19 protein-coding genes and 1 pseudogene are annotated in these 20,205 nt (G+C 58.1%); 11 read left to right on the top strand and 9 right to left on the bottom strand.

The features are described 5' to 3' along the window. Nucleotides 1–470 precede the first annotated feature (470 nt). Nucleotides 471–848: a hypothetical protein gene (locus LT965_RS08275; RefSeq protein WP_232703544.1), complete on the top strand. Its 378-nt coding sequence runs from the start codon at nt 471–473 to the stop codon at nt 846–848. Nucleotides 849–1,220: 372 nt separating this feature from the next. On the opposite strand, the gene LT965_RS08270 is transcribed toward LT965_RS08275, so the two are convergent. The 4 genes from LT965_RS08270 to LT965_RS08255 all read right to left on the bottom strand — a co-directional run bounded on the left by LT965_RS08270 (nt 1,221) and on the right by LT965_RS08255 (nt 4,674). Continuing rightward, on the bottom strand, nt 1,221–2,177 hold the full coding sequence (locus LT965_RS08270) for a permease (RefSeq protein ID WP_232703543.1): 957 nt from the start codon (nt 2,175–2,177) through the stop codon (nt 1,221–1,223). Continuing rightward, complete coding sequence (locus tag LT965_RS08265; RefSeq protein ID WP_232703542.1) at nt 2,174–2,560, bottom strand: ArsR/SmtB family transcription factor; 387 nt, start codon at nt 2,558–2,560, stop codon at nt 2,174–2,176. Before LT965_RS08265 ends, LT965_RS08270 begins: the two co-directional genes overlap by 4 nt. A 543-nt stretch (nt 2,561–3,103) precedes the next feature. Beyond that, nucleotides 3,104–3,493, bottom strand: coding sequence for an ArsR/SmtB family transcription factor (locus LT965_RS08260; protein WP_232703541.1), 390 nt, complete (start codon nt 3,491–3,493; stop codon nt 3,104–3,106). Nucleotides 3,494–3,837: 344 nt separating this feature from the next. Next, a complete protein-coding gene (locus LT965_RS08255) occupies nt 3,838–4,674 on the bottom strand; it encodes a CPBP family intramembrane glutamic endopeptidase (RefSeq protein WP_232703540.1) in 837 nt (278 codons plus the stop codon). A gap of 385 nt (nt 4,675–5,059) precedes the next feature. On the opposite strand from LT965_RS08255, the gene LT965_RS08250 reads away from it, so the two are divergent. Genes LT965_RS08250 through LT965_RS08240 form a run of 3 tightly spaced genes read left to right on the top strand, consistent with a single transcriptional unit; the run spans nt 5,060 to nt 8,147 of the window. Beyond that, nucleotides 5,060–6,394 carry an adenylosuccinate synthase gene (locus tag LT965_RS08250; RefSeq protein WP_232703539.1) on the top strand — a complete coding sequence of 445 codons (1,335 nt, stop codon included), beginning with the start codon at nt 5,060–5,062 and terminating at the stop codon, nt 6,392–6,394. Between the two features lie 43 nt (nt 6,395–6,437). Beyond that, the gene (locus tag LT965_RS08245; protein WP_232703538.1) at nt 6,438–7,187 is read left to right on the top strand and encodes a sugar phosphate isomerase/epimerase family protein; all 750 of its coding nucleotides are present in this window, start codon (nt 6,438–6,440) and stop codon (nt 7,185–7,187) included. Between the two features lie 51 nt (nt 7,188–7,238). Further along, nucleotides 7,239–8,147, top strand: coding sequence for a DUF7351 domain-containing protein (locus tag LT965_RS08240; RefSeq protein ID WP_232703537.1), 909 nt, complete (start codon nt 7,239–7,241; stop codon nt 8,145–8,147). Between the two features lie 436 nt (nt 8,148–8,583). Here the strand turns inward: LT965_RS08240 and LT965_RS08235 are convergent, their stop codons facing one another. After that, a complete protein-coding gene (locus tag LT965_RS08235; RefSeq protein WP_232703536.1) occupies nt 8,584–8,964 on the bottom strand; it encodes a DUF7522 family protein in 381 nt (126 codons plus the stop codon). A 517-nt stretch (nt 8,965–9,481) separates the two neighbouring features. Between LT965_RS08235 and LT965_RS08230 the strand changes: the two genes are divergently transcribed. Together LT965_RS08230 and LT965_RS08225 are read left to right on the top strand one after the other, a co-directional pair. Beyond that, nucleotides 9,482–10,837 (top strand): ATP-binding response regulator, encoded by a 1,356-nt coding sequence (locus LT965_RS08230; protein WP_232703535.1) that lies wholly within the window; start codon nt 9,482–9,484, stop codon nt 10,835–10,837. A 243-nt stretch (nt 10,838–11,080) separates the two neighbouring features. Then, nucleotides 11,081–11,338 (top strand): hypothetical protein, encoded by a 258-nt coding sequence (locus LT965_RS08225; protein WP_232703534.1) that lies wholly within the window; start codon nt 11,081–11,083, stop codon nt 11,336–11,338. Nucleotides 11,339–11,403: 65 nt separating this feature from the next. On the opposite strand, the pseudogene LT965_RS08220 reads toward LT965_RS08225, so the two are convergent. Further along, a pseudogene (locus LT965_RS08220) lies at nt 11,404–11,661 on the bottom strand (helix-turn-helix domain-containing protein); the annotation flags it as partial. Nucleotides 11,662–12,006: 345 nt separating this feature from the next. Then, nucleotides 12,007–13,320, bottom strand: coding sequence for an MFS transporter (locus LT965_RS08215; protein WP_232703532.1), 1,314 nt, complete (start codon nt 13,318–13,320; stop codon nt 12,007–12,009). An 804-nt stretch (nt 13,321–14,124) separates the two neighbouring features. Here LT965_RS08215 and LT965_RS08210 point away from each other — a divergent pair. From LT965_RS08210 to LT965_RS08195, 4 genes are all read left to right on the top strand, one after another. Next, nucleotides 14,125–14,781 carry a DUF7979 domain-containing protein gene (locus tag LT965_RS08210; RefSeq protein ID WP_232703531.1) on the top strand — a complete coding sequence of 219 codons (657 nt, stop codon included), beginning with the start codon at nt 14,125–14,127 and terminating at the stop codon, nt 14,779–14,781. A 945-nt stretch (nt 14,782–15,726) separates the two neighbouring features. Then, nucleotides 15,727–16,248: an Lrp/AsnC family transcriptional regulator gene (locus LT965_RS08205; protein WP_232703530.1), complete on the top strand. Its 522-nt coding sequence runs from the start codon at nt 15,727–15,729 to the stop codon at nt 16,246–16,248. A 163-nt stretch (nt 16,249–16,411) separates the two neighbouring features. Then, complete coding sequence (locus LT965_RS08200; RefSeq protein WP_232703529.1) at nt 16,412–16,768, top strand: DUF7344 domain-containing protein; 357 nt, start codon at nt 16,412–16,414, stop codon at nt 16,766–16,768. Nucleotides 16,769–17,014: 246 nt separating this feature from the next. Further along, nucleotides 17,015–17,833, top strand: coding sequence for a TrmB family transcriptional regulator (locus LT965_RS08195; RefSeq protein ID WP_349292062.1), 819 nt, complete (start codon nt 17,015–17,017; stop codon nt 17,831–17,833). Between the two features lie 391 nt (nt 17,834–18,224). Here the strand turns inward: LT965_RS08195 and LT965_RS08190 are convergent, their stop codons facing one another. Then, complete coding sequence (locus tag LT965_RS08190; RefSeq protein ID WP_232703528.1) at nt 18,225–19,412, bottom strand: hypothetical protein; 1,188 nt, start codon at nt 19,410–19,412, stop codon at nt 18,225–18,227. Between the two features lie 97 nt (nt 19,413–19,509). Here LT965_RS08190 and LT965_RS08185 point away from each other — a divergent pair, with 97 nt between their 5' ends. Then, nucleotides 19,510–19,902, top strand: coding sequence for a hypothetical protein (locus LT965_RS08185; protein ID WP_232703527.1), 393 nt, complete (start codon nt 19,510–19,512; stop codon nt 19,900–19,902). 37 nt (nt 19,903–19,939) lie between these two features. Here the strand turns inward: LT965_RS08185 and LT965_RS08180 are convergent, their stop codons facing one another. Then, on the bottom strand, nt 19,940–20,203 hold the full coding sequence (locus LT965_RS08180; RefSeq protein WP_232703526.1) for a DUF6360 family protein: 264 nt from the start codon (nt 20,201–20,203) through the stop codon (nt 19,940–19,942). Nucleotides 20,204–20,205 lie beyond the last annotated feature (2 nt).

Raw genomic sequence — 20,205 nt, 5'->3', positions numbered from 1 at the left:
GTGCTATACTGGGTGTGGTTTCGGGGAGTGGCGTTCCCCGTTGGTTTGCTCGAGACAAATGGGGGTCGTCATTCGAGTGCTCTTGATTCGAAGCAGGCCACCAATGGGATCGATGAGAGTCTCACGCGAGTGGGTATAAGGGATGCTGGTGACTAGAGGGCTGCCAAGAGGATGGGGGATGTTGGTGTCCTGTTGTCGAGTATTTTGTTGTTAGCAATTCAAACTGGGATACTTCGTTTTTGGAGACGTGGAAAGGGATCTTAGATTCTGAGAGTCAGGCTTGTTTCACGAAGGCGTTAATCCACGGATTGAGGAGGCCTATTATCTGGTTTCGGCTGTGTTATTGTTGGCTATTGAGATCCAAAACCGGACTAATGACGAGAAGAATATACAATGTTTAGACATTTAGGTTGACAGAATATGTATAGTTCTGCAAGGGTTTATTATATTGATTATATATCATCAAGCTAATGTCGGAGTTTGAGGCCGCCCCTGGAGTCACCGTCACCGTCGAACAAAATGCCGTCGTCGTCACCCTCCCTTCTGGCGTCAATATTGATAGGCAAGCCGCGCGCGCCATCAACCAGGAGTTCATGCACACCATCCGCTCTGAGGACATCACCGGTGCTTTGACCATCCTCGAACCAGGCGTATCGCTTTCAAACCCGGGATTCAAGCATGTCGAGGACGCGGCTGTGGCTGGCTACTCGCTTGGCGTCCAACGCTGGGCCGTCGTCACCGATAACTTCTCTGATGCCGACTCATTTCCGGACCACGTCATCGGCATCGAAACCGGCGTCTTCGAGACCAAACAGGCCGCCCTCAACTGGCTCGCGAGAGAGTCATGACTCCCTCTCCGTGGAACTCCTGCTAACTGCTCCGACACCCTAATACCTCCAAGCGTGCGCCCCCTGCAGAACCCCTAAGCCGAGATTCCCCCGCTATGCGCGTCCGCGATTTCAGCGACGTATCCGCCCCCAGGTTGCTAGGTCCGGGGACTATCGTTCTCTACCAATGCAGCGCGAATCTCCGATAATTTCCCGTTGGCTGTATGTTCTTCCACCCACTCATTGTGGGCTGAGTCTCGGCGAGCTTTCTCCTTGATATGCTCTGCAAGTTTGGCAGTTGCAATCTTTTCTTTCGTTTCCGACGATGTGTTACATAGGGGGCAATCCCCGTTGTTGGATTCTGTCATTGTAATGGCCTCTGGTTGGATGTGTTTAGATAAGGAATGCGTTGAAGCTCACGCCGACGAGAACACCAATTACTACGACCGTTCCGGCGTAGGCCAGAAGCAGTCGGCGCTTGAACAGCTTGTTCAGCAGAATCAGGTTCGGAATGCTAACGCCAGCACCACCGATCACAAATGCCAGGACAGTGCCAATGGCGATACCCTGTTCATGCAGCACCACCGCAGTAGGGAGCATCCCACTCATACTGACGTAAATTGGTGCTCCGAAGAGGGCAGCAAGTGGAACTGCGACCGGATTCTGCGACCCCAGAACGGCCTGCAGGATTTCAGCGGGAACGACGTTGTGGACAAGAGCACCAATAGTCATACCGAGGAGGAGGTACGGAAGGGTCTCTTTGAAGAAGGTCCCTGCTTCACGAGCGGCTTTTTCGAAGTGTTCGCGGTGGGTTACCCGGGTGTCTGGCGAGGAGGCACAACATTCGACTGTTCCTCCGTCAGTAGCCACGGATTGATCCCTGTCGCTGTTCAATTCAATGTCTTTGACGTCCTCAATGAGCCCTAGCCGGCCGATGATGATACCGCCGATGATTGCCGCAGTGATCGTGGTTGCGATGTACCAGATCGTTACTTTGAGACCGAAGGCTCCGAGGAGAAGGAGGACTGCAATCTCGTTGACCAGCGGTGAGGCGAGTAGGAACGAGAACGCCAGCCCGAGCGGAGCACCTGCTTGGAGGAGCCCACTCAACACAGGGACGGTCGAACACGAACAGAATGGGGTGATTGCACCGAACCCTGCGGCGGCGACGTTTCCAGTTCCCTCATTATACCCCTGGAGTTTCCGTTCGACTTTTTCTGGCGGGAAGTACTCTTGGGCAAGCCCTACGAGGAAGGATGCACCGATGAACAGAGGAACAAGGGTGATTGCTAGATGGATGAAGAAGTTCCAGGACTCCACTAAGGATGCGGAGAGCTCCGGTGAGATCATTCAGATCCCTCCTGAATGGTCGAGGCGGCATCGAGGACCTCGCGTACAGCGTCGTCTTCGATGCGGTAGTACGTCCAACGGCCGTCCTTTTCGGATTGCACGAGCCCGGCACGTTTGAGGTTCTGGAGGTGAGTAGCGATTGTAGATTGGGGGGCGTCCAACGCAGCCTGAAGTTCGCAAGTACAACAGGCTGATTCCCGAAGAGTGTCGAGAATTCGGACCCTGTCCGTGTTGGCTAAGGCCTTGAAAATACGTTCTTTCTGAGTGGCTTCTTCCCGAGGTGGAGAGTCCTCTCGGAGTACTTCGACTCGAGCTACTGGATCTTCGTATATCTGTCCTAGACTACTGCAGAGATCTGGGTCAGGGGATTCTGTTTTTGTCATGATGTATGGAGGAGTTCGTGATTAGCAGCCACTATCGGGGCTGGTTTGCTCTGTCTCTGAGATGGATTTCTCGTCTGATCCGGTGGTGGTGTCTTCGTTTTCTTCGGGGCTACAGCCACAGGAGTCGTTAGTTTTGTAGCGGGATTCGAGCCGGTTCCACAGTCGATGGAGGACACTTCTAGCCATCACTTCGTATTGTGTATTCCCGATTCATATAAAACCACTAGAATCGCGACAGCACAATACGTTCCCCCGGCACCACGAGTACGCATCTGCCGGCACAAACAGGGACCCCGCCCGGAAACAGAGCCATACGCAGCACTTAGCTGGTTCCTGAGCCTATAGGACACACGCAGATCATCGATTCTAACTTCAACCCCCACATGCACACCCCAGAGGAAGGATTGTAGAACCAAGCCACGATTATCGGCGCCTCATTCGCCACCAATCTTACGCGCGGGGAACGTTCCAACCTGAAGCCACTACGGTACTGTCGAGTAACGGCAGTATCAATGGCACTGGATACGTAGTCCGAGAACTAGGTCAGTCGACTTCGATCGCTTTTGCAAGGTCCAGCAGTTCGATGACTGCGGTATCAGCAATCCGGTAGTAGTTCCACTTACCCTTCTTACGACACTTTACGAGCCCGGCTTGCCGGAGTTTCCGGAGGTGAGTGGCAACGGTTGACTGCGGAGCATCGAGAATGACCATCAGCTCACAACCACAAAACTCCCCCTCGCGGAGGGCCTCAAGGAGACGAATTCGATCTTCGTTCGCAAGAGCTTGAAAAATCGTATACTCGTCTTCGATGACTGCCGAATCCTCCCGGAATTCGAGCAGCTCCTGAATTGTATCATCTGGATTCTGATCGTAGAGCCGCTCCAGTTGGCCTCGATCAACGTTCCCCGGGGTCTCAGACTGCGACTCGCTCATAGCCAAAACCAAGCGCTGACAAATTATAAGGCCACCGTAGACAAGCCAGCCAACGGTGTCATTCGACCTGGCCACTCCAGCTCCCTCTCGCCATCAAGAACACGAATAGAAACAACTGTAGAGGAACATTTCAGGCCTACTCGAGGCCATGTGCTAGGTTTGCGAGAAAATCTTCAGCCTCCTCAATTCCGACGGACATCCGAATCAGCGAATCAGAGGAGCACTGCAGCTACAGCTCCACCACCAGAGACCTCGAACGACAGCTACCCATCATACCCATCCATTTGCTTTCTTAGCTAGGTCATGTTGGCTATGGCTCTCTAAGCCCGGGTGGTGAACGGTGGCTACGAGAGCGGCTCAATTGGGGATTCGGGGGTCATCGAGCGCCCGTACAGCCCTACCAGAACGGCGGCGATTAGCCACCACGCACCCGAGCCAACGACCAGTGAAACCGACAGTAACCCGTCTAGCTTGCCACCGGAGCCCACTAGAATGCTCCCGACGTTGATTGCGGCGTGCATAAACACAGCCGGGATGACTGCGCCTTTTGTGATATTGACGAGCGCACCGAGGACAGTAGAGGCGCCGAGGACAAACGTCGTATACTCCACTAAGAACAGCGCGTCAGGTGTGAAATTTGGATGACCGAAAAACAGAGGAAGATGCCATGCCCACCACAGCACTCCGACCGCGAGACTCGCCGTTAACACCGACATCCGTTCTTGGAACTGTGGTTGGAGGAATCCGCGCCACCCGAATTCCTCGACGCCACCGAGGAGGAAGACATTGAGTAAGAAGAATACGAATAGCAGGTGAAGCGGGGCTGGCGGCGAGTAGCTCACCGACCCACCGCCGAGGGCGAGAAGTACCTGCTGGACGTTCCCGATGATCAACGGGAGAAGGATTGCTCCGATGTAATACCACGGATTGAGCCGCCACTGGAACACGCGGCCGAGCCACTCCCGAAGCGGGACGTCACTCGCCCAGACGACGAGTACTGCGCCGATTGGGAGCCCCCACTGTCGCGGGAAGGAGTTAATGTAGACCGGGAGGAAGTCCCACCAGCCGAACGCATAGTACACCGCGTCCCACACCCACGTCCAGGCGAAGACGACAAGCAAGAAGGCCGGAATCCGGTGTCGTTCGATGCGTGATCGGAACACAGCCAGATTAGGGAACATACGACTCGTACCGAGAGAGATTATAAGCCCGATATATAATTCTGATAGGTTTCGCACAGTGAAACCCCCCTCAAGTCGTTCGAAGGCCATGGTTCAATTCTCCCAGAATATCCAGTGAGTCTGGCCGTACACGAATCTCAGTAACTTCTTGATGAATATGCACCCTATACGTAGCAACTCAGCTTCCCCTTCGTGTTGTCCCGACAGTTGAGATCGCCCGTCTCGGAACCGACTACTCTGGCCCCCCTTCTAGATGAATTTGCGTTACAACCCCCGGTAAAGAGATCAGCTGGCAGCTCAGCTATATGGGAGTTTGGTCCCACTCGGGCCGCTGTGAATCGCGCTTCACAGAACGGTTAATGAGTATCCCCCAGATGACTATCTCGTGAATGCGACACTAATCGGGTCGGGGTTCGGGGACGAAGGAAAAGGGAGGATGACCGATATTTTCAGTGCTGGTGCAGACATTGTCGTTCGCTTTCAGGGCGGGAACAACGCAGGCCACACGATTACTGTCGACGGTGAGGAGTACGCGCTCCGCCTCGTTCCAAGCGGCGTTGTCCGAGGGAAGACAGGCGTCCTCGGCAACGGCTGTGTTGTGAACCTCGAAACACTGTTCACTGAACTCGATAGCCTCCGTGATCGGGGACTGAACCCCGAAATATACGTCTCTAAGCGGTCCCATGTCGTCTTCCCGTACCATCGCGTACTCGACCAAGCAGAGGAGACTGCAAAAGACGACGACGCGACCGCAGTCGGAACAACGGGCAACGGTATCGGACCCGCGTACGCGGACAAAACCAGTCGTCGTGGAATCCGAATCGGCGAGTTACTTGACCCAGAAACATTGCGAACGCGTCTTGAACATGTCGTCCCGCAGAAGCGGGCGGTCGCGGAGGCAGTCTTCGATATTGAGACCGGTGATGAGTTCGACGTAGAAACACTATTCGAGAGGTTTCGGACTTACAGTCAGAGACTCAAACGCGAAGACATTGTTGTAGACGTGAGCTCATTCCTCGCTCAGCGTGAGGACGCCGCCATTGTCTTCGAGGGCGCACAAGGGACGCAGCTCGATCTCGACCACGGGATATATCCGTTCGTGACATCATCGAACCCGACCGCCGGCGGTGCAATCGTCGGTACGGGGGTTTCACCGCAGACTGTCTCCGACGGCGAAATTATCGGTGTCGTGAAGGCGTATCTCTCGCGGGTTGGAAGCGGACCGATGCCGACCGAGTTCGATGAGGAGGACGCCGCGGATTTCCGCGAGCAAGCAGGCGAGTTCGGCACTGTGACCGGGCGGCCGCGACGCACCGGCTGGCTGGACCTTCCACTGTTGCGGTATGCGACCCGCGTCAATGGGTTCACGGCAATCACACTCAGCCACCTCGATGTGTTAGCGGGCCTTGACGAGCTGCGAGTCTGTGACGCGTACGAGTTAGATGGAGAATGCATCGATACGGCCCCCACTTCACCAGATGAGTGGAGTCAGTGTGAACCCCAGTACGAGGAGTTCGAGACGTGGGGCGACCACGACTGGCTCGCATTGGCCGAGGACGGCTACGAGGCGCTACCCGAGGAAGTCAGAGCGTACGCGGAGTACGTCAGTAATGAACTCGGGGTGCCGATATACGCTCTCGGCGTTGGTCCTGGTCGGGAGGCGACGATCATCCAAGAGAATCCGCTCACGCAGCGACGAACGCCTAAGCGGGAGACCTGAGATGAGTATTCAAACTGGTCTCAGCGTGCCGGAAGGATACGGCGTGGCGTTCAGTGACGCGGTCGAAATGGTGTCCCAAGCGGACTGCGATTTCGTCGAAGTCCTATTCGACGGCCGTGCGCACCCGGATCATGTCGAAACGACACTCGGCCCCGCGCTCGATGACGCGCCGAGCGTCGGACTGGTCGCACACCTCCCATTCACCGTGCCGGTCTGGTCCCCATTCAGCGGGCAACGGCACGGAGTCCTGGAAACACACAGAGACTGTCTCGATGCAGCCGCCACCCTCAACGCCGAAGCAGCGGTCGTACACCCGTCCCACGCCGCCATGGGAGACGCTTACGACGAGCCAGCGATCACCGAGGGGGTCATCGACTCACTGACCGAACTAATTGCCTACGGCGACCAACTCGGTGTCGAGGTATGCGTCGAGAACATTCAAGCCGGGCCGTTCACGCTCGACGGACTCACACACGTTGTCGAGGAGACACCTGCCGGTCTGGTAGTCGATACAGGACACGCCCGGGTATCGGGAGACGGAAGCGAGAAACTCACGAAGTTCGTCGCCGAATACCGTGAGCGAATTGAGCATGTGCACCTCAACGATACGCGCGGCCCGAGCGACGAACACTTGCCGCTCGGAGCGGGGACAATCGACTTCGACTCGCTCATAGCCGCACTCGGCCCGGAGTGGACCGGCCGTCTCTGTGCTGAGGTGATTACCGGCGACCGGCCATCGCTCGAACAGAGCCTCGACAGACTTTCAACGTACTCCACGCAATGCCGTGATTGAAGCGATACCAAACCGGATGAGACATCCCGTGATGCATACCATCACCTCACGATGACCGACGGAGGGTTCGATCAGGAGACCGCGTTTTCACTTCTCGCGGACGAGACCCGAGTTCGAATCATCAAAGAACTCGGGAACGCGACCGTCTCGCCCGATACAGGCATCCCGCGTCTTTCGTATGTGGATCTAAAGTCGCGTATGAACGTCCGGGATTCGGGCCGATTCAACTATCACTTACAGAAACTGCTCGGAAACTACGTCGCCAAAGAGGAGTCCGGCTACCGACTTCGGTGGCCCGGTATGGTGTTGTACCGCGCGCTCGTCGCCGGTCTTCTCACAAGCCAGGCCGACCTCTCTATCGATCGCTTTTCTGTCGGTACCGACTGTCATCGCTGCGGCGAACCTGTCGAAGCCCATCTCTACGAGACACTGTTCCGCGTTCGGTGCTGGTCCTGTGACGCGAACTACACGGACATCTATGTCCCAACCCAGGGCTTAGTCGGGAAGACTCCCGGTGAGAAACTCAGAACGGTCCATCGACGGAGTCGAACTGTCCTGAGTGCCATGACTGCTGGTCAGTGTCCGTGGTGTGCGAACGAGGTCGCAGTCGAAATTCGCTCCGGCGAAGGAACGTTGCCCTCGCTTCACGACACCCGAGACCTCGACGTCTACGCAATCTACCGATGTACTAACTGCACTGGATTCCACTACCTTCCCGTCTCACAGGTCCTCCTGTATCACCCGGCAACAATGGCTTTCTACCACGATCACGGGAAAGACCTGACCGAAATCCCGAAGTGGAAACTCCGATGGGCAGTTACCGACGACACAACTGAGATACGTGAAACCGATCCGTGGAGTTTCATCGTTCGCATACCGCTTGCAGACGACGAATTCGTTGCAGAGCTCGACGATAATCTCGACGTCGTCGACACACGTGCACAAGCAGACCATCAATAAGGACGCACGTGGATCCCTGTAGGGTTCCTAATAATCAGGACAATCGAACGAAAGTACGAACAGTGCGTTCATCGTCCTATCACCCCACCGCCTTCGGGCGGTTCTGACCGGGAAATGGGGTGCGGGCGTGAAGGACGTTCGTTCGACCCACGAACGAATTGTCGTTTACGGGGGGAAGCGGCCGAAATCGGTGGCAAGAGACACGCATTCCGGAGACGGTAGCTACCCGTGGGAAAACGCCGGACCGAGACTGCGTGAAATCAGAGATTCACCCGTTGCTGATGATACGAGGAGGTAAAGCGAAGCGGCCGTGTCACAGTTCTCGAAACTAGCCCTGTCGAATAATCCGGTCTTCTCCGGCACTCGTTGTTCCTAGGTGTGGCGCAGTGAGAAGTACAGAACGAGGCCGAACCGCTCAAAATCGTGTTGTCGGTTCCTAGGCTTGCTCTCGTACGATTTCTCGACACGACTCGACGAATTCGATCAAGTCTCGACCGGCGTCTCGCGAAACGCTGATGAGAATCGTTTCTGAGTCTGAATACGGGAGCTGGATGACACACGCCTTCTCGTGATAATCGATGAGGGCGCGTCGTTCGCCGACCGGTTTGCCTGCAAGTTCAGGCGAGAGAAACGGGTCTTCGAGCCGGAAGGTGTCGACGACCTCCGCGTAGGTTTCTCTCGTGTATTCCTGTTGAAGGTCGTCGTTGAGATAGTAGACCTCGTGATCGTCATTGCTGACGATGACCACGGTCCGGAGACCGTCGCCAACGAGGTCATACACGTACTCTGCGAGCAGTTCTGCCGTCTCTTCGACCATGATAAGCGGATTTGATAGCGAGTGGGATAAGCGTACGTTTGGAGTTACTATCGGTATTCTCTGACGTCCTCCTAGATTGCTAAGTACAGGTGACGAAGTGACCAATAGAGGATGAACTTGACTGTTCGCCCGATTACGTGTCTGGCAGCAGTATTATCATTTTCCCGCCATCAAATGTGTCGTTTACGAGGTCGAACAATCTCACACGGCCCTATGCGAGGAATACGGCCGTTAGTGGCCCCGTGAGGGCCTGGTTGATGGCTGTTGAGTCCGCATCCCCGAATGTGGGCTTATCTGATATGATGTTGCATATACCAAATAGTTTAATATCAATCAGTGGGATTGTCCGAGTAGGAACAGCGTGTGCTTAGGTGGCGCCCGTTTCCTTACACTGTAAGGCGGGCAATGGACACCATAGGAACTCCATCCGCGTTTTTAGCGTGGTTTGCTAGCCTCGGACGGTTCTGTTCTGAGAGCTACGAACATGGACACGACAATCACGCAGGACGATGCCTCAATGGATGACCAAATCCTCGTTCTCCACATCGATGATGATGAACAAACGTCTGAGTTGACCGCAGAGTTCCTGGAACGAATATCCGACAGCTTCAACGTGCGTACGGAAACCAATCCACGCGAAGTACTAGGCCAGTTATCTGCGGAGCCTATCGACTGCGTCATCAGCGATTACCAGATGCCCGAAATGGACGGAATCAAGTTACTCAGCGCCGTTCGCGAGGAGTATCCCAATCTGCCGTTCATCCTGTTCACGGGGAAGGGAAGCGAAGAGGTCGCCTCCGAAGCCATAGATGCAGGCGTAACATCCTACGTCCAGAAAGGCGGAACCGAAGTGTACGACCAACTCGCAAACTCTATTCAGAACGCGGTCAGTCGGCGCCGATCCGAGCGACGAGCGCGAATCGCACAAGATCGGCTGCTTGCTCTCTACGAGCAAACCGACGGGTTCTACATCCTCAATTCAGAGTGGCGAATCATCTACTGGAATCAAACGATTGCAAACAGAACAGGCTTATCGGCTGACGATGCCCTCAATGAGACCTTCTGGGACGTGTTCCCTGATGCCACTGAGACTGAGACGTATGACTGCTTCCAGAATGCGATGGCCGCTGGCGACCCGACTGAGTTCGAAACCTATTACGAACCCCTCGGGTACTGGGCTGAAGTCCGAGCGTATCCCGTCGAGGATGGCCTCTTCGTACACTCCCGGGACATCACCCAGAACCGAGAGCGCGAGCAGGAAATGGAGCGGCGAAATCACATCCTCGAATCGTTTGCAAACACGGTTTCGCACGACCTTCGAAACCCCCTCAACGTGGCTGAAGGGAAACTCCAATTGGCACAAGAGACGGGTGATTTCGAGCACCTTGACGAAGTCGCAAAAGCACACAATCGGATGCGGAACCTCATCGACGAGCTGCTTCGATTGGCTCGCGGAGAGGAGTTAGCACTCACAGTGGTATCAATCGGGGAGATCGCTGAGCAAGCATGGGAGACGGTCTCCTCGGAATCAACAGAGCTAATCGTTGACGCGGACGCGGAGATACGAGCGCACGAATCACAGTTACAACGGCTCTTCGAGAACCTCTTTTGGAACGCCATCGACCACGGGAACGCGTCAACGATTCGAGTCGGCCTGCTCGATGATGGCGCCTTCATCGAGGATGACGGCCCAGGGATTCCCCCGACGGAGCGCAAAACGGTGTTCGAGTCGGGATACTCAACAGACGAGGGGAGTCCAGGCTACGGGCTCTCAATCGTGAAAGGGATCGCTGAAAACCATAACTGGGAGATCAAAATCACCGAGAGCGATGAAGGCGGTGCGCGCTTCGAACTCACGGGAATCGATCGCTAACCCGTAGGAAGAAGTGACTGTCCACCCCATATTCAGCACGCTGACTTGAACTCATCCTCGCTTCGAGGGTACCAACAAGGCCGATCGAATCAACGTACTCACACTCCTGCTTACCGGCTAGTTCTCGAAACTATCCCTATCGAATAACCCAGGTCTACGATACTTATTGTTGCGTAGTGCAGAAGGTGAATTCAGGAAATTCTACCCGGTGAAGTTGTACGGAATCGAGCCCAAGGGCTTCGTATGAAACGCAGGCATATCGCCCGCTTCCTCGAGTTCCTCGTCATCGGGATACTAATGGGTGTTATCGAGGATCTCCTCGCCATCGGGCTCACTACGGACGAACCGTTCACCCTGGAAATGGTCGTCGTCGTCGTACTGGTCGCGATACCATTCGCAGCAATTGCCGAACTTGTCGTCGACCACGAAGAAATCGAGCCCTTCCAGTATATTCTTCGGCGTCTGAAAATTGGGGAGGAATCACCCCCCAACCAGCAATAAGACGAACAAGCGAGCAAGTTCGCGAACCAATAGGGTGACCAGGGCTTCCCGGAACTACAGGTGGCCTAGTCGGCAGCCCCTCTGGTCTCCGAGACTCCCAGTGGATCAGCCGGGGACGCTGCGGTGACCAGCCGCAGGAACTGCCCCGCGTTCGTCAGCAGTTTGTTCTCCGCTTTCCGGAGGTGTTCCTCGTAGGTCGAGCGTGCAGCGGCAGTCTGCTCGGCCAAGTCGCGGAGTGACGTCCGCCGGGATTGTTCGTAGTAGGCGCGCTCGAGTGCGAGTCGGAGCGCCGCTAGCTGGCACTCGGTCACGTCCTCGAACAGGACCCAAAGCCAATCGACACGACCCCCCTCGAATGAAAGGACGTACTCCGGGCCTTCGACAGCCCGACCTGACGCAATCTGTCGAAACCCCGCTATCAGAGACGGACCTGAAGAAACCAGTAATACCCTGTGACGAAACCCGGACACCGTCCCTACGGGAGATAGAAAGAGACTCCTATCGCTCAGTACCGGTATCGTTCGTCGAGCTACGTATCTTCAGGCTCCACTCTCCCTCTTCGATGTCCTTCGCCGAGAATCATTCCCGGTCAATCGTCATACGCCTGGCCAATACCTATCGATAGAGCCCCTTCTCGAACCAACGAAGAGAATCGAATGCTCACTATCCTACTCGGCGCTATTCGCTGGCGATTGAGCCGTCTCGCGGAGAACGAACGCCTCTTCTTCGATATTGTCGACTGCTGGCAGACGGCGTAAGCGAGGTCGAAGGCTGAAGTAGAGGCTGACGAACGCAAAGCTGAACGCAGCGACTGCCATCGTCGGTACGACCCCGACGGTACTCCCTGCAACACCACCGAGGAGCGACCCGAACGGCACCGTGAGAGTTCCGACGCTCGCGTCAACAGACGTGACCCTGCCAAGAAGATCCTCAGGGGTGACCGTCTGTATAAGCGTCTGACCCATCACGTTCGTGACACCCATCGGGACTCCTGTCAGACCAAACAGAACGACCGTCAGTGCTGTCCAAGGTGAGTAGACCGCGACAAGCCACATGACAAATCCGATCCCGAGTCCGAAGATTCGGATCGAGCCATACCTGATGTGGATCAACCGGGAAGCAACCAGCGCGCCGGTGAGCCCCCCCGCCCCGATCGCCCCGAGTAAGGCTCCATAGAGTATCGAGCCACCACGAGCAGCTGCGAACCCTGGGAGAACAGCGAGCATCACACCAGTGCCGAAGTTGGTGACCGCTGTGGTGAGCATCATTTCGGTGAAAACCGTCCCTCGAAGCCACTGCACGCCATCTCGGAGGTCGGATAGATACCCGGAGACGTCGATTGCAGGCCGTTCATCGATCGTCTCGGACCGCTCGGGAACAGTAACACCGACGAACGAGAGAACCGCGATAACGAACGTAATAGAATCGAGAACGAACAGCGAGACAGCTCCAATCAGAGCAATGAGTACACCACCGAGTGCATCGAACACCATGTTCGTTCCCTGATTGGCGAACGAGAACGCGGAGTTGGCACTGGTCAGCTGGCTCTCATCGACGATTCGAGGGAGTGCCGCGTTCTGAGCGGGATACACGAACTGATTCAGAAACGAGAGGAGAGGAATCGTCAGCAGAACCACCTCGACAGTGAGGCGATTGAAGTAGGCCGCAACAGGGATCGACAGGATGAGCACTGCCTGGATTAGCTGTGTCCAGACGAGGGTCCGGATAAGCGGCCATCGGTCGACAAGGGGTCCAGAGACGAACTGAAGCGCTGGTGGCAAGAGAAGCAACGCTCCGGCAAGACCTGTATAGAAACTCGACCCCGTGAGGTCATATACAAGCCATGTGCCAGCAATCGTGTAGAGGCTGTCACCCGCGTTCGTGACGAACCGCCCGAACAACAGACGGAGAAAATCCCGGTTATTCCAGGGAGACGATCTATCTGCGTCGACAGTAGCCACTGCGTCCTGTTGCTGGCTCATAGCCACCGCCCCACCGAGAAATACGCCAGTTGTTCACCAGCAAACGTGGGCGAATCTCCACCGCTGCAGGGATTATCACTGTGAGTCCGGGCAGCAGGACAGAGAACTACTGATAGTCTATCGACTGTTGCTACCTCGTGAGGCGAATCGATTCGGCGTCCAGAGAGGGCCTGATCGTAGGCGACCAAAGACCCGGTGGCGGTCTGCATTTGTGTTAGGGTTCATGTTGAGTACGTGCGACTACGGAATCCGTAGTGAAGTGAGGCAACCCGAGTGCTGCTGCTATCCGGCCGTCGCTATGCGGTCGCGACGACTGCAACGAGAGGAATGAACGGACGTGCAGCCAAGTGGGTCATAAGACGGAACTGAGTGAGGAGACACTTGTCGATTTCAAATATGTGTCGATTGAGCACGACCATACGGCACTAGATAACTCACAGTACACAACAAAAACCGCGAGTGGCCTATCACAGTGACACCCGTCACGCTCTGCATCGAGCGATCCAATCGCAACGTCCGATCACCAACCGATGGGTTGTCCAGGCTTAGCGACTTCGTGAACTGATGGTCAAGCCGCGTTTGTCACACTGCATGACGAAACTCATACACGGACTCATTCACCAAGCACCCTGGAAATCGCCGCCACCCGGCGATTCTTGACCGGTGAAAGCCAGCGGGCGCGAAGGGCACTCGTCATACCCCGTGACGAAACCTGGATGGCAGTTCTCCGAGAAATAGAGAGTCCCCCCTTATGGCTTACTGCAGACAAAGCATTTTCCGGTGTGATGTGAAGGCTGACTAACAGTGTCCGGGATTCCCGCTCAGCGCTGGCCGATTCTGGTAGTCGGCATCGGCCTTGGGATGGTGGTCTTCGGCGGGCAAGCCACGCATTTCGTTAGTTTAACCGAGTTCACGTATAGTGTGGAGGCGACGACGCAGGCCGCGGCAACCGACGCCGCCCACTCGGCAGAACCCGGAGTCGACGTCGTCTACCAGTTTACTGAACTCCCAGCAGCTGCACAAGAAGCCTTTCTACGGGCGTTCGAAGCCCCAGCCAACAGAACCACGATTCGAGGAATGGAACATCAGGTCACAGAGTTACCGAGCGCAGCTGACACCTCCGCACCCCCGGGATACGGGCGCTACTACGTGGACTACCAGGAGAACTACTACGAGTTCACGATCCGACAACCGATGAATGCTGACGCACTCGGTGGGCTACTCGGGTACGTGTTCGTCGTCCTCGGAGCCCTCTTCGGGGTCTGGGGGAGTTTCGAACTCGAGTCGACGACCCCCGCCCTGCTCGCACACCTGAGCGGAGTTGCGTCCTTCATTGCTGTGTACGCTACGACGGGCTGGTGGGCGCTCAACACCTTCCTGGCCCTCTTCGTTGTCGGGGCGCTCTGTACGTACCTCCCAGCGGCCGGCGTATGGTCGATTTATGGAACACTTCGGTCCTAAGTGCGCAACTCTGCGAACCAGCTATCCCAGAAGAATAGCCCTGTCGAACAATCAGTGATCCTCCAACACTCCCTGACCCAAGCTGCAGACCCCTGCACTCGCGAACCAAAACCCACACACACGGACCGACCTCCTCTCCGCCAACAAGCACCCCTCTCGATGGCCCTCACCGACTCGATCAATCTCACACTCGACTCCACAGACCGCAAGAAAACCATAGACAACAAATCCAATTCGATACGTGAACCCCCCGCCCCCACAAGAGAGAACGCGAATACAACCCACGATCAACAAATACAGACCGTCTATCACCCCAACCCAGGTGAATTGAACCCAATACCCAAACCAAAGAAGATACGCGAACAAACCCCCCTCAAGAGAATCCGGAAAACCACATGACGGAAGCGGCCTGTGAAAACCCACCAAACACAGAAAAACCACCAGACACCCCCTGACCACAACCAATAACAAGCCCAAATCAACCAGAAAACCCCCACACCACCCAACCCACAACAAATCAACGCCCACGCAGAACACAAACACACAACCCCACAACCAAAACGAAACAACAGTATTACGCCTTCTTGCGGCCGATAACGCCGAGTGTGAGAATCAACCGAGGCGGGGGATACTGTCGAGAGGTCTGGAAAGCGATTCTGTGTTCGTGTCGTCAATCGTGTGGAACTCCGCGGGGATGGATACGATGCCCGGGCACCCGATCTCGGTGAGCGCCTCACTGTCTAATCTGTGAGTCCTACCGAAAGCACTCACAGGCGGTCGTTGCCAAGACGGTTTCCGTGTTCAGCGTTGGGAGTGAAACAGGTTTCCGTGTTCAGCGTTGGGAGTGAAACAGGTTTTCGTTGTCCTGAACGCCCTCGGCAGGGCGAATACTCCGATGTGAAGGGGCCACGCGACCTTTTCATTCTCGCCCTCCAAAGGCATGGTATGGACGATAGGCCGATTGACGACGTGGACCGGAGCATCCTGCACCAACTCCAGCTCAACGCCCGACAGACCGATACGGAGATCGCCGAGAAGGTGGACGTGACCTCCACGACAGTCCGGAATCGCCTCGACACACTCGAAGACGAGGGCGTGATCCGGGGCTACTACCCCGAGGTCAACTACGAGCAAGCGGGCTACCCACTCCACGTCATGTTCGTCTGCACGATTGATCCGAACGAGCTGGAATCGCTGACCGAACAGATCCTCGACGTTCAGGGAGTGGTGACCACCCGGGAGTTGCTCGGGGGCGAACGGAACGTTCACGTCGAGATCGTCGCCGGCACGGTCAGGGAGATCGAAGAGATCCGCAACGAACTGGCGGGCTTGGGCCTGACCATCAACAGCTCCGAGATCATCTCCGAGACGCAGGTCCAGTCGTGGGACCACTTCTATCCACGGACGGGCCCCGACGCCGCGGAAGACGACGACACCGACGACGGGTCGGTCACTGATAAAGGATAGCAGGGGAATCGCTTGAATATTTCAAATTTAAGCCGCCTCGACTACGCCACTGGCCGCATCTAGATTTCAATATATCTACTCATATTCGAGTATGGTTGGATATTTCAAATGCGTTGATTATCCTGAAAGAAGAGGTTATTCGTTAGTACGCCCTTGCCAGAGTATGGCTGGATCAACCAAGGCGGTAACCAACACCTTCAGCGCTTTGGCAGACCCCGTTCGTCGGTCTGTCCTGTACTACCTCGCCGAGCAGGATGATCCTGTCACCTTCGAGCCCCTCGCCAAGCAGGTTGCCGCCTGGCACACCGACAGCGACCCGGACGCCGTCGACGATGCTACCCTCGCAGAGATGCGCACGGCCCTGTATCACGTGCACCTGCCCATATTCGCCGAGGCAGGCTACATCGTGCGGGATGCGGACACCCACACGATCCGGCGGGGACCCAACTTCGACGAGAACGCGCCGTTGGCCCGGTTGATGGCCGACTACGAAGACGAACTGCCCGCGGTATGGCCGTAACCCTATGAGCCGACGTTTCCACACGTGGCTGTCCCGACTCGGTGAGCGCACACAGGCCGAGCCACCGACCTCTCGTCACGATTCCGAGAGTGAAGCCACCACGGCTCGTATTCATGCCCTGCCTGTGAGACGACGTACATCAGTGAGGAGATGGACGCCTGCTCGGAGTGTGGAGGGTCAGTCACCCAGATTCCGACCGAGCGTGAACTAGCCCTCTCAACCAGTAGGACATGACAGGACCACCTAATGACAGCTGAGGAACGTAAAGCCGAGACGGTGAGTCTGTTGCAGGACCTCGGGCTGAAGGAGTACGAGGCGCGGATTTTCCTGGCACTGACCCAACTCTCGACGGGGACCGCCAAGGAAATCAGCGAGATCTCGGAGGTTCCCCGGACCCGTGTGTACGACGCCGTCCGAGTGCTGGAGTCGAAGGGGCTGGTCGAAGTGCAGCACTCGAACCCCCAGCAGTTCCGCGCGGTCAGCGTCGAGGAGGCAACCGCGATCCTGCGTCAGCAGTACGATACGCGGATCGACACCCTCCAGTCACACCTCGAAGCACTCGATCACCAACCCGAGGTCGACGATGGCGACCGAATACAGGAGGTATGGGCGCTGTCCGGCCACGATGGCATCGAGGCCCGGACACACAATCTGCTGGCGGACGCCGAATCGGAGATCGTCCTGCTGGTCGTCGAGGAGGAACTTCTGACGGAGGCGTTGTACGAGCGCCTCCACGACGCGGTCGACCGCGGCGTCGACGTGATCATCGGTGGCGAAACGGACGCGATCATCGCCAAACTCGATACCGAGATGCCGTCCGTGAAGGTGTTCGAAACCGAACTGGACTGGCTCCTGGGGCCCGCGATCGACGACGAGATCGCCATCAGCCGCCTGCTATTGGTCGACCGCACTACGTTGTTGGTCAGTTCCTTCTACCCGGACGACGACCACGACGGATCACACGAGCAGGCGGTCTTCGCCAACGGCCTGGAGAACGGTATCGTCGTCCTCCTTCGCCGGATAATCTCCTCGGGTCTGCTCCCTGTGGCGGACCCGGTGAGGTAGCCGGTCAGCGGTTCCCAGGCCAGACTGCACGAACAGAGTGATCACTACAGAGGACGAATTCATCGGTCCGTCTCTTTCCACTCGTCCGGGTTCCCTTCACGAAACTCCTCGAATCGGTCATACCGGAGAGACACCGCCTCGTTCCATAAGCGCCGACGGTGACGGCATGAGAGGCGCAGCTAATTGGGTACTATCCAGCGGATAGTGGCATCGCCACCTCCAGAGTGTATCTGATGTCCACGACGGCCGAGTGTAAGAATCAACCGAGGCGGAGGATACTGTCGAGAGGTCCGGAAAGCGATTCTCTGCTCGTGTCGTCTATCGTGAAGAGTTGCGCGAGGACGGCTTCGCGGCGAGCGCGCCCGAACTCGGCGAGCGACTCACTGTCTGATCACTTCGTCGCCCGCGCGCGGAACGCGCTCGCGACGAGGTAGGCGTACGCCAGCGCACCGACCAGCCCCAGAGCGACGCCCAGACGAGCGACGCCCCCGGTTTCCGTGAGTCGACCTCCGGCTTCCACCCAGAGGCCGCCGGCGAGCAGGAGAATCGACGCGAGCGCGGTGCGGTCGTCGCTCCCGGGGAACACGCCGACCGTGGGCGGGTAGAACTGGTAGGTGACGCCGACGATACTGAGGCCGAGCAGGCCGAGCACGTTCAACCGGAGGTGGGCGAGCACGCGGCCAGCGGTCGGCGCGAGCATGCCAGTCGCGAACCCGAGGCCGAGGAGGACGCCGACCACGCCGCTGAGGACGCCAGCCAGCACGCCGTGGAAGCCGACGCGCGAGCGGTCGCTGCGGGCGTACAGCGCGACGTAGGCGCCCGCGAACCCCGCGACGGCGACCGCTTCGAGGGCGGCGCCCGCGTGGAACAGCGGGCCGCCACCGAACCCTGCGACCAGGAGCGCGGGGGCGAGCGCGCCGGTCGGGAGGACGACGGCGACGAGGGCCCGGGGCGGCGACGCGACGAGGAACCGCGGGAGCAGGCGGAAGCCGACGGCGAATAGCAGGACGAGCGCGCCGCCCGCGGCGACCAGGTGGACCGCGCCCGGGAGGCCGGCGGCCGCGAGCGTGGGGAGCGACGTGACCGCGGCGACCGTCTCGTACGTGCCGGCGGCGAGGTAGGCGAGGGCGACGGGGACGGCGGCGTTGGCGGCGCGGTCGACCTGTCGGCGGTGGGCGTTGTGCTCGCCGGTGGCGGTCGCCGCGCCCGAGAGGTTGCCGCGGATCGTCCAGGCCAGCGTCGCGAGCGAGACCGCGACGCCCGCCGCCCAGAGCGCCGCGCCGACGGCGGCGGTGGCTGCGAACCCCGCGGCCCACAGGGAGAGGGCGGCCGCTCCGAGAGTGGTCGACGGGAGCGCGAGGAACGCCGCGCGGGGGAACGCGAGGTCGCGGTCGAAGTACGTCGGGACGAGCGCGTTCGCCTTCCCTAGGAGCACGTGGACGACGAAGCCGTGGACGCCGAGGACGGCGAGCGCGGTTCGGGGGAGGCCCGCGAGTGCGGCGGCCTGGAACGCGACCAGGAAGCCGACGCCGGCGGCGACGAACCACCGGGAGCCGCGTGACGCCGACGCAGCCGACATACGGGGTGGTCGCGCGAGCGCGCCAAAAAGCCACTGCCGGAGCCGTTCGGCCGGCGGTGCCAGCACGAATAACCGGGTCGCGGTCCAACGAACGGGTATGGACGACCTCACCCCCGCGGAGCGCGAGGCGCTCCACGAACTCCAGCTGGGCGTCGAACACGTCTACCGCGCGTACGGTCGGCTCCTCGGGTTCCACCACAGCCTCGGCCGCGGCGTCGACCACCTCGACGCCGCCGAGCGGCTGCTCCGCGAGACCGGCCACGAGGAGTTCGCGAACGCGCTGCGCGACGAGCACTTGCCGGCGGGCGCCGTCGGCGACAAGTGGAGCTACGAGCTCGTCGAGGCGTTCCGTCACGGCCTGCTCGCGGACGTCAGCGAGTTCGAGACCGGCGTCCGCGACTCGCTGGCTGGTGGCGAGGAACACGTCACCGAGCGCCGTCAGCAGCGCGAGTGGCGCGAGCGCGCGGGCTGGGGCGAGGACACCGAGTGACGGCTGTGCGCTCCGTCGGGGAGCGCCGCGAGAACAGTTACTCTTCGGCGCGGTCGGCGTAGGACGACAGTTCCGTGGCGAGTTCGCGCGCCTCGTCGGGCGAGAGGCGGGCGCGGTCGGCGTGGGACGGGACCGCCGCTATCTCGGTGTTGTCGAGTTCGAGTTCGAGGAGTACGTCGCCGTCGTCCGTCGTCACGTTCAGGACGGCGGGTGCGTCTGATCGCCAGCCGTGGCCCTCGACGTCGCCGTCGAGTAGCGTGAACGTCGTGTACGCGTTGACCTTGAGGACGCGGTCGGCCATCG

The organism is Halobacterium wangiae (genome assembly GCF_021249345.1).
GTDB classification, from domain to species: domain Archaea; phylum Halobacteriota; class Halobacteria; order Halobacteriales; family Halobacteriaceae; genus Halobacterium; species Halobacterium wangiae.
The sequence above is the reverse complement of the archived record's forward strand: the minus strand, read 5'-3'. Positions and strand labels throughout refer to the sequence as shown.